The organism is Pseudanabaena sp. PCC 9330, from assembly GCF_055795045.1.
On the sequence record NZ_JAYFES010000118.1, the window covers coordinates 90,512 to 99,875 of the forward strand.

Annotated in this window: 10 protein-coding genes; 1 reads left to right on the plus strand and 9 read right to left on the minus strand. The window is 53.6% G+C overall.

Annotated elements, in window-relative coordinates; translation table 11 throughout:
* Nucleotides 1–77 precede the first annotated feature (77 nt).
* A complete protein-coding gene (gene dndC, locus AC0QKW_RS24535; RefSeq protein WP_473153740.1) occupies nt 78–1,682 on the minus strand; it encodes a DNA phosphorothioation system sulfurtransferase DndC in 1,605 nt (534 codons plus the stop codon).
* A 26-nt stretch (nt 1,683–1,708) separates the two neighbouring features.
* Nucleotides 1,709–2,020 carry a hypothetical protein gene (locus AC0QKW_RS24540; RefSeq protein WP_473153741.1) on the minus strand — a complete coding sequence of 104 codons (312 nt, stop codon included), beginning with the start codon at nt 2,018–2,020 and terminating at the stop codon, nt 1,709–1,711.
* Between the two features lie 107 nt (nt 2,021–2,127).
* On the opposite strand from AC0QKW_RS24540, the gene AC0QKW_RS24545 reads away from it, so the two are divergent.
* Nucleotides 2,128–2,355, plus strand: a complete 228-nt coding sequence (locus AC0QKW_RS24545) for a helix-turn-helix transcriptional regulator (protein WP_473153742.1) — start codon at nt 2,128–2,130, stop codon at nt 2,353–2,355.
* On the opposite strand, the gene AC0QKW_RS24550 is transcribed toward AC0QKW_RS24545, so the two are convergent.
* The 7 genes from AC0QKW_RS24550 to AC0QKW_RS24580 form a co-directional block, all read right to left on the minus strand.
* Nucleotides 2,352–3,308, minus strand: a complete 957-nt coding sequence (locus AC0QKW_RS24550) for an HNH endonuclease (protein ID WP_473153743.1) — start codon at nt 3,306–3,308, stop codon at nt 2,352–2,354. The genes AC0QKW_RS24545 and AC0QKW_RS24550 overlap by 4 nt on opposite strands.
* 25 nt (nt 3,309–3,333) lie before the next feature.
* Nucleotides 3,334–3,786 (minus strand): DNA phosphorothioation-associated protein 4, encoded by a 453-nt coding sequence (locus AC0QKW_RS24555; protein WP_473153744.1) that lies wholly within the window; start codon nt 3,784–3,786, stop codon nt 3,334–3,336.
* 146 nt (nt 3,787–3,932) lie between these two features.
* A complete protein-coding gene (locus tag AC0QKW_RS24560) occupies nt 3,933–4,268 on the minus strand; it encodes a HepT-like ribonuclease domain-containing protein (RefSeq protein ID WP_473153745.1) in 336 nt (111 codons plus the stop codon).
* A complete protein-coding gene (locus AC0QKW_RS24565; protein ID WP_473153746.1) occupies nt 4,265–4,558 on the minus strand; it encodes a nucleotidyltransferase family protein in 294 nt (97 codons plus the stop codon). Before AC0QKW_RS24565 ends, AC0QKW_RS24560 begins: the two co-directional genes overlap by 4 nt.
* Before the next feature lie 21 nt (nt 4,559–4,579).
* Nucleotides 4,580–6,652, minus strand: a complete 2,073-nt coding sequence (locus AC0QKW_RS24570; protein WP_473153747.1) for an AAA family ATPase — start codon at nt 6,650–6,652, stop codon at nt 4,580–4,582.
* Nucleotides 6,649–6,819: a hypothetical protein gene (locus tag AC0QKW_RS24575; protein ID WP_473153748.1), complete on the minus strand. Its 171-nt coding sequence runs from the start codon at nt 6,817–6,819 to the stop codon at nt 6,649–6,651. The genes AC0QKW_RS24570 and AC0QKW_RS24575 overlap by 4 nt, the downstream gene beginning before the upstream one ends.
* 131 nt (nt 6,820–6,950) lie before the next feature.
* A complete protein-coding gene (locus AC0QKW_RS24580) occupies nt 6,951–8,309 on the minus strand; it encodes a DNA phosphorothioation system restriction enzyme (protein ID WP_473153754.1) in 1,359 nt (452 codons plus the stop codon).
* Between the last annotated feature and the right edge of the window lie 1,055 nt (nt 8,310–9,364).

Consider the following 9,364-nt stretch of genomic DNA (forward strand, 5'->3'; position numbering starts at 1 on the left):
CCAAGAACAGGCTAGGGGCTGTAAACCTTGATTTTGGGCATTTGGCAGCTAATTGATGACAGCCCCTAGTGCTAACCCTACTCATAATCTGGGGGTGGGATTTCGGCAGCCTTTGGCGTGGCGAATTTGACTGAGGCCCAGTCGGTAAGGGTTTTAATCTGCTGCACGTCGCCTGCCTGAGCAGCGGTTTTGAGATCATGGCGATGGTGGGCCTGGGCGATTGCATCGTCGCGAGGTCGCGAGCTGCTGTCAAAGCACTTTTCGAGCGCTTCAAAAATGCCGACTCGGCGGCCCATGGTGGCGTACTGCCGTTCCGTGTCGAGCAATTTGGTCATCAACTCTAGGTGCATGGAGTCCTCCTGACAGAGGTCTTCCAGCACACTCCATTCGTCGCTGCCTAGCAGGCTTTGGTCGGCCCCAGGGCGGGGATCTTTGAAAATTTCCCCAGTAACCTGGCGGTAAATGCGGGGTAGCGAGTCGTCAAACTCGTGTTTGTCTTCACGCCAGATGCGGCGAATTTCGCTAAGCTCGGCGGGGGTGATCAGGGTGATATCGTTCATGCCCTCGGGGGCCTGGGCGCGAGCAATTTTCTGGGCGGTGAGTAATTTTTCGAGCCATTGCTCGCGCCAGTAGCGGGTGTAGGGACCGGGGATGGGCAGGGTTTCGTTGGTGCTATGGCGCTGAAAGAGTTGCACTTTTCCGGACATGCGGCGAAAGTCGCGCCGATAATGATCGTCATATTCATCTAGCTCGTTACGCAGATCGAGCAGGGGTTGCATCCAGGTTTTTTCGTCGTCATTGAGGATCATCGCTTCCATAGAATGATCACGGCTGACCAGGGTACACACCCAGCAGCCAAAGCGAGAATCGCCGCAGCTAGGGGTCGAGCCATCGACCACAAAGGCACATTCGTTATCTGGGGTGGCCCCCTGGTACATCTCAAACAGGGCTTTGTTGCTGTAGCCCCAAGGGTTGGCGTACTGCATTAGGTACAGCCACACTTCGTCGTCGCGCCAGTCTTCAATGGGGCTGTAAATGAGGGTGTTGGGCAGGTTGCCCCGGTACAGCAGCGATTGCACCTGACTGTGGGGCAGGTGGTCGCCCACGTTGCCGACGACGTGCTGAGCCATGACGTTGGCGCGGCGAGGGCTTTCGGCTTTGCGAGTGCCCAGTACCAGCAGCACTTCGCCATTGGCCCGCACGACGTCTTTAATAAAGCGGTTGGCGGGCCAAATTTTTAGCCGCTCGGTACACCAGCGAAACATGTGGCGCGGGGCCGGATACCCTTTGCCGATGAGGTTGACCCAAAAGGTGTCTTTGACCTCGGGCTGTAGCAGGTGCGCTTCGAAGGGTAGCCCCTGGGCTGGGGCGGTGGTGTTGATGCGATCTAGGGACTGGCGCACCCAGGCGGCCACGATGGGGTTTTCGACCAGGGTGTCGGTGGAGCAGATGTAGACAGGTTTGGTGAGCTGGTCGGGCGGCAGGGCGGCGAGGGCGTTCCACACCAGTTGCACTACGCAGGTGCTGTCTTTGCCGCCCGAGTAGCCAATCACCCAGGGCAGGGAGTTGAGTCGGTAGAGTTCCTGAATTTCGGCGGTTAAGGCTCGAATATGCTCAATCAGCTCAGGAACCGTTCGCTGAGTCGAAGGTGTTGCGGGGCTGGGCAAAACAAGAACGGGCAAATGAACCTCCACTTGCCGGAACAGGTTCACTCGCTCCTTGGCATGTATTTCACCAGTGCTTTCATTACTTCATGGGGCTGGAACTGCAATGGCCTATCGGCATTGGGAGCGCTGAGGAAGTCTGTCCACTCGAAAATCTCGGCAAAGCCAAGCTGGTGCAGAGCGACGACAATGGAGCTGACAGACTGCTTGCTGCCAATGACAAGGATTTTGACGGGTTCGCGGTCTGGATGGGGGTAGCTGTGGAGTTTGAGGGTGAGTTCGAGGTGAACTGGCCCAGCAGATTCGGGGTTGAGGATGCGGGCACTGTAGCGGGCTGTGGGTGCTTGGTCTTGCATAGTCTTGTCAACCACTAGGACGTTGCAAGGCAGCTTATCCTGCCTAAAGGTTGACTGTCAACCACTAGGATGTGTCTGGATGGCAGAAATTCTGAAACCATGAACGCATGGGAAAAGCAGGCAAAGCGCTCAAGCAGGTTTTAGAGGATTACGGCATTAGCCAGTTTGGCTTGGCGGTGGCTATGGATGTGGAACGCAACAACGTCTACCGCTGGGTCAATGAGAAGCGCGATCCAACGGCTGAAACCGTGGTGGAGATTGTCAGGGCGCTAAAGTCTCTTAGCCCTGATGCAGCGAAGGCGTTTACGGATGCCTATCTTGGAGACGAGATTTAAACAGCGATTTCCCAGTTCTGTAGATGCCACTCTAAAGCTTCTAAACTTGGTAAATACCGCTGATCATTAGGCAGTAGTATTTCCTCAGCATGGAAATCTTCGATTTTGAGAGATTCTTTTGGTGGTTCTTCAGTGAATCGGTTTTCTGGAATAACGATTCGATAGCTTTCACTAATTCCGAACCAGCCGTGGTCAAAAGCCCAATGATGATTTTTGCACAGTGCTAAGCCGTTGACTAAAAGATCACTGCGGAACTCAGAAAATGGTTGAATATGTGCTCCATCAACTAAATTCTGACCATCTTGGCTCACAACGCGAATTTTACAAAATGCACAGCGCTGATCATAGAGTCTGGTGATATTTCGCCGAAAAGCTCCGTTCCGAGCGAAAATCTGATCTTCGTCCTTCAAGTCTTCAATGCTGTAGGTCGATCCACCTGATTCAAACAAAGATCGTTGAATGGTTTCAAATTCATCGTATTTAAATGCCTCTTCAATTTCAGACACTTTTTGCGGAAACCATGCTTGAATTAAAACATTGGTCAGCTCATTACGATGTCTTTCATCACATAGAAGCTGAAAAAGTTCACGATCTAGGTAGGCATATTTTACCGCTGACCTCAATAGGGGAAGTGTCCGAAACTTTGCTTTGGCCTGAACTGCCGCCTCAAAGCCGGGGTTTGGCATCAGGTGCCAAAACTGGTCCCCCGTCAGGTGAAAAAATGGCAGCGCAATATTCGAGTGATGATCGCTGGCGACAAACCGATGCCAGAACTTGAGGAAATTCGCCGTCAGCTCCGGCGATAGGTAGATCTCGTTGCGGCCAATGTAGCCTTTCTCAAATAGATCCAGCACCGTCAGCAGCAAGATCGGCTTGTGGGGCGCAACACCACGGGCCTTGTCTACCCGCAGCTTGGCAAACCTTTTAGCATAAAACAACAAATCTTTTTCCATAGGGCTAGGCGATGTTCTTCCCAGCCTATAGAAACTTAGACAAATCAAAATCGGTACTGGCTTTCTGAGTTTGCTTTCTCAACTTCAGCAGCAATAGAAACTGATCTGAGTAGTCTACGCTGCCGCTTAGTTCAGCCGTCAAAATTTCTAGACCACCATTTACATATTGCTCAAAAATTTCGACTCGTAGATAATCATGCACTTCATCATCGGACAAGATTTCTGGATCGCCAGTATGGGCCAAAGCGATTAGCTTGATAATTTCTACGCTGCGAATCTGCTCTTGAAGAACGGCATCCGGATCTTTTCTGGAGTAGTTGCCCAGCGCTACTCGACGAGAGTTCTGAAATCCCAAGGCGGCTGCAAAGGTCACAATATCGGCATAGGTACGAAAAGGCCCGATCGCACCATCGCCGGAGCGCAAATTTCGCACCAGTTCTGCCTTGTCTTCTGAAAAGTGAACCCTTGCCAATGCCATACTAATTGATCAATAAAACTTCTCTAAATCAGAAAAATAGTAGCTAAATCACTCCCATCCCTCAGCGCCCTTACCAACTCCGCCTTATCTTTCGCAATCCGAATCCGACTCTCTGCCATTAATTTCGCCTGGTCAAATGCAAAAGTTTATGAAGCTTGGCCTAGAAGTTCAGTAATTCTAGACTTAATAATTGGAAGGTCATGCTCAATAACTGCCCAAACTTCACCAATATCTACCCTCATATAGTCATGGATCAAAACATCTCGAAAGCCAGCAATTTGCCTCCAGGGAATATCGGGATTAGAGTTTCGAAATTCTTCTGATAGTCGTTTAACGGCCTCCCCCATGACCTCGAAGTTGCGAATTACCGCATCCTGTATCATACGATTTCTCATAAAGGCTTTTCTGTCATCGGATACATAAAGCTCAATTTGATTAATGCATTCCAAAATGTTGCTTAGGTATAGCGCATTTCCTCTCACAGTGGCACCGCCTCCGCCATAACCTGATCTCTAATTCGCTCATGGAGTGTTCGGGGGGTAGCAACATCTACAGAACGTCCTAAAAGATCTTCCAAGTCTTGCATCAAGGCAATCCGATCCAGCAAGCTATGGCCTGGCTCCATATCTACAAGCAAATCAACATCGCTGTTAGCAGAGTCATTGCCCCGTGCCACAGAGCCAAATACCCGGATGTTAGACGCACCATACTGTGTCGCGATCGCGATCACCCGATCTCGATTCGTCCTTAGAGATTGCATTAAGTTGCCCATGACTACTTCTCAAACACTCCATCAACCCTGGCGATGCACCTCCACAATTTCGGTGAACTCAAACTCGTCGGGGCTCTGGCGAATCAGCGGATAGGTTTCGCCCCCAATCCTCATTACATCCCCCTGTACCTCATCCTTAGGCGAATTATAGACCAGCACATATTCTCGCCCAATGCGGGGCAGCATTTCCTCTTCTACCTCGCCGCGCCACTGGGTCTTACTCGCCATTACAATCAGCTGATCAGCCAAGCCTGGCAGCAGCTTGGCCACCTGCCGCCGATAGATCTCATCCAGGCTGCCAAAGGGCGAATCCATCACCAGAGGAAACGTGCTGCTGTCTGGCCCCATCACCAGCTTATTTTCGCTCCACTGGCGGATGCGCTCCACCACGCTGCCAATAAATGACAGGCTGAGAATCTGGTTTTCGCCGGTCGAGGCCCCTACCAGTACCTCTTGATTGCCCACCCGCTCCACCAGGTTGAGCTCGTACTTCTCGCTGATGCGCGGTATGTAGGCTTTGAAAGAAATCTCGCCATAGAGGGCGCTGAGGGTATCTTGCAGCTCTTGGCGAAACAGAACGTCTTGATTTTGCTTGAGTTCTTTGAGGCGATCGATCGCATCCTGGGCCGCCTCAATGCGCTTCACCGCCAGCTGTTGCTTGCTCTGGTTTTGCTTGCGATCGCGCACCTGTTTCCGCAATTGGTCAATCTCAGTAGCCAGCAGGGCAATTCGCTCCTGGTTGCGGCCCTTTTCTAAAATTAGGCGCTCACCGGTGCGATCGACCTCGTCAATGCGCTCCTGAAGCTGGCGAATGTCTTCGCGGGGGCTGGTGCGTAGCTGGTCGCGCAGGTCTTCTAGGTCGATTTCGATCTGCGAGAGCTTTTGCTTGCAGTGGTTGATGGTGCCCTGCTCTTGATCAACCTCGCGCCAAAAATCCTCCTGCTGGTCGCCCTGCTGGTTGACCCAGCCCTCCAGGCGATAGACCGTCGATTGCACATCGGCCAGCCCGGTCTTGTGTAGCCAGGCTTCCACCGCCTCGCGGTGGGGGGTGCCGGGGTGCAGCTCCATGCCGCAGATGCAGCGCTCAATCTCTAGCAGATCCTGCACAAACCGGGGTTTGACATCGGCGGGCAGTTCTCCCCGTTCTTCGCGCTCTTGCACAATGGTGCGAAATTTGTCGATCAACGAGGGCAAGAACACCGTGTAGCCCCGGTTAGAAATCGCCTGCTTGAGAATCTTTTTGGCGTCTTGCAGGCGATCGCGTAGTTCCCGCTCCTGCTCCGTGAGTTGATCCATCCGCCGCTGGAGCGATTCAAACTCCCCCGACTCGCGCAGACGCAGGCTGTACTCCTGCTTCAGGGTGGCCTGGTGGGCCAGTTCCTGATCTATTTCGGCCTGGCGAGTTTCTAGGGCGTCGTGGGTCGCTTCTTTTTCGCGGCGCTGGGCCAGCAGGCTCTTGGTTTCGGCGTCGCCAATGCCCGAAAGCTCATCTTCCAGGGTTTTACGGGCGGCGTTAAGGTGCTTGATGGCATTGTCGAGTACCTTAACCCCCAGTAGCTTTTGGGTGGCCTCGGCGATCTCGGCCCGGTTGTCAGTACGCACCAGCTGTTCAATGCGCTCGCCGTCAAAGAAAAAATACTGGTGCAGGCTCTTGGGCAGCATGCGCCCCACCACATCGTCGGGATTTTTTGAGGCAGGCAGGGTAGACCACCGACCATCGTCGCCCACAAACTGCATCGCTACCTCGCTGGGCGATTGGGTAACCTCTTCTCCCCGCTTGGTGGCTTGGCACGATCGCCGCACCCGGTACTGCTTGCCGTCGTGGTCAAAGGCCACCTCCACCCAGCAGACCACCGTCTCTTGATCTGCCGCCTCTGCCAGTGCCCGCCGATTCACCAGTTGGTCGGGGGAGGCTAGGGCAGCGGTAAAGCGTTCGTACAGCGCCCAGGTAAAGGCGTTGAGCAGGGCGGTCTTACCCGAGCCATTGTTGCCGTGAATGACGGTAATATTGCGGTCAGCGGTCTTAGCAAAGCTCAGCCCGTGCTCCCCATAGAAAGGGCGAAAATTATAGAGTCTGAGGCTCAACAGCTTCATTGCACCGCTTCCTTCACAATCCGCAGAATGTCGGCATTGACCAGGCCGCGCTCGTTGCGATCGAGCCGGTCTTTCTCAATTTCGAGCACCTGCTGAATAATCTGTCGCACTTCTGGTGGGGCGGTATCGATGGGCTGGTGCACGTCTTTAGCTGTCAGTTTACTCATCCAAATGCGTCTCTCCTGTTTATGCCGCCCTGTGGCCTCGACAATTGTGCTTCTATGGTAAGAGCTACCACCATAGATGAGGCAACAAGCTACACCATGACTGGAGTAGAGATATGTAGGGCAGAACTGCCTTACATATCTAGCAGGCCATAACGTTTTTGAAGGTCAAGCAGTTGAACCCTGGCCTCACCAGCATTGTCAGCTAGTTTGGCGAATTCGACAAAGCGCTTGAGTTCTTTCCGTAGCAGGCTTCGCTCCACGGTTAAGGATTCCCCACCGAAATCAGGAGGCATCACAATCATGTCGAAAATGGTGGCCCGATGTTTGCCAGGGGCCAGGCGCAAAACTCGCCCCCGCCGCTGCACAAACTGGCGCGGGTTGCCGCTGCTGGCCATAATCACCGCCGTCTGGGTAGCGGGGATATCGACCCCTTCGTCCAGGCAACGGATGGCGACCAGCCCCTGCAACTCACCCGACTCAAACCGCTGGCGTAGGTCTTCGCGTTCGTCCAGGGGCGTATCTGCGGTGTAGGTATTGACCCGATAGCCCAGCTCTTTGCCTAGCAGGGTTGTGACCGCCTCGACGTAGCGGTAGTTCTCCTGAGATACCTCATCCTCCACACTGCCGTCGCCGCAGTAGAACAGGGTGTGGGAAGTGTCGAGCCGGTTGGCCATCAGCGATCGCAGCGCATTCAACTTGTTAGCTGCCCCGCCAATCAGTCGAGAGCGCTGCATCAGCAAAAATTTCATCGTGTCGTCGGTTGCTCCATCGACATCCTGGAGGGCAGAAAGTCGCCCGATTTTTTGGGTCAGCACCGCGTAGCGAGTGGCTTCCTCCTCTGTTAGCTCCACCAACACAGGGTAGTAACGGTAATGAACGAGGGCACCCTGGGCAATCGCATCAGCCAGGGTAAACTCCGGCTCCAGCACCGGGCCAAAATAGCTGAAGATGCCCTCGGTCCCCGCTTCGTCAAAATAGCGCTCTGGGGTGGCCGACAGCGCTAACCGTAGCCCCACCGTGCGGGGCAGGCTCTGCTCTAGCCGCTTGGCTCCCAGGTTGTGAGCTTCATCACCAACTATCAACGTCTTTTCAGGAAAGTAGGGCAACTGCGACTGCAAACCGTTACCCATTAGCGTTGCATTGGTCGTGAGCACAGTAACAAAGGGATGATAGCCAGAGCGCACGTTATAGAGCTGGCTCGACAGGCGATCTTGCCATTGCCTAACGCTCTCGTAGGCAAGAATGGGCTCCAGGCCAAGCTTGCGGCACTCACGCTCCCACTGCGTGACTAAATGACGGTACGGACACACCACAATCAGCGCCTGCAGCTGAATTTTGTTGTACAGTTCCGCTGCGATCACCAGGGCCGTAATTGTCTTGCCGCTGCCCGTCGCCATCTTCAGCGTGCCGCGCCCTTTATTGGCAAACCAGTTGGCGATGGCTTGTTGCTGATAAGAGCGCAAGGTGATGCTCGGGGGGAGCTTTGGCATGCCCACTCTAAGCCTCTTTAAGGATGAAGAATCATCTGTTTTGTAATCCCCTTGCCCAGTAGCAACTCTGGGTTCTTGGGTGGGCGGTTGGGCAGGGCAGAGTTTGAGGAGCGATCGCGCTACCGCTTCAGGAAATGGCATCACCTCTACATTCTTCGTCTGGTCATTCCATAAATCCTGAAAGTGTTGCACTTTTCGCAGGGCTCGCCGCTGCACCCCTGCATCCCAGGAGGAATAAACCTCGATGCACTCAAAATTATCGATCAATGCACTGACGCTTTCATTGGCTGACCCAGCAAAGGCCACCACATGGCCCTCTACATCGACAAAAACCCCTAGCTTTTCGTGATAAATCCCTCGCTGGCGGAGAGTTTTAGGAATAGCGAGCTTAATCTCCAGTAGGCCATTACTCAGCAACCAAGCCAATGCCGCCAATCGGTCTTGAATGATCTGGGGCAACTCTACCTCCAGCTCTCGCAGCAGAGCCGCTTCAATGATTCGCTCTCGGTGCTTCAGCCCTTGCTCAATGGCCTGCACATCCTCTTCCGACAGTTGGGGCGAGGTGATCAGGCGCATTTGCCCCCCAGAGCGCACAAACGCCGTCAGCCCCTGGGCCACACAAGCCATCGACGAGCTAGAGAAATAGCCAACCGCCCGGTTATAAACCGTAGCCTGCTCCAGGCACGGGATGTAGAAATCTTTGACGATGTTGCACTCGCTGCTGCGATACTCGTCCTGAATCGTTAGATCCTTCAGGCTCACGCAGACTCCTCAGTGGTAGGCTTACCGCAGTTTAGCCAAGCCCAACTTCTGAGGAGACACACACGACGACTTGCTTAAATTTCTTTACACAATGTTTTATAGTTTGCGCCTTGGTTGTCCCAGTCCACAGAGGTACGCCATTGCTAAAGAGGCTGCCACAGAGAGGCTTTGACCAGATGAGGTCAAAGATCCTGTTGGGTGCATCCCAGTTATGCGATGAGCATTAATGCTTATTTTGGGATGACGGTATGAGCGCTAAGCTTTGGGCACCGTTCGCTCTACTAGTCAGCCTC

What these genes read in the sequence shown, in the direction of transcription:
- AC0QKW_RS24540 (WP_473153741.1), bottom strand. Translation starts at nt 2,020, where the DNA reads ATGCAAGACCAAGCACCCACAGCCCGCTACAGTGCCCGCATCCTCAAC.
- AC0QKW_RS24545 (WP_473153742.1), top strand. Translation starts at nt 2,128, where the DNA reads ATGGGAAAAGCAGGCAAAGCGCTCAAGCAGGTTTTAGAGGATTACGGC.
- AC0QKW_RS24550 (WP_473153743.1), bottom strand. Translation starts at nt 3,308, where the DNA reads ATGGAAAAAGATTTGTTGTTTTATGCTAAAAGGTTTGCCAAGCTGCGG.
- AC0QKW_RS24555 (WP_473153744.1), bottom strand. Translation starts at nt 3,786, where the DNA reads ATGGCATTGGCAAGGGTTCACTTTTCAGAAGACAAGGCAGAACTGGTG.
- AC0QKW_RS24565 (WP_473153746.1), bottom strand. Translation starts at nt 4,558, where the DNA reads ATGGGCAACTTAATGCAATCTCTAAGGACGAATCGAGATCGGGTGATC.
- AC0QKW_RS24570 (WP_473153747.1), bottom strand. Translation starts at nt 6,652, where the DNA reads ATGAAGCTGTTGAGCCTCAGACTCTATAATTTTCGCCCTTTCTATGGG.
- AC0QKW_RS24575 (WP_473153748.1), bottom strand. Translation starts at nt 6,819, where the DNA reads ATGAGTAAACTGACAGCTAAAGACGTGCACCAGCCCATCGATACCGCC.
- AC0QKW_RS24580 (WP_473153754.1), bottom strand. Translation starts at nt 8,309, where the DNA reads ATGCCAAAGCTCCCCCCGAGCATCACCTTGCGCTCTTATCAGCAACAA.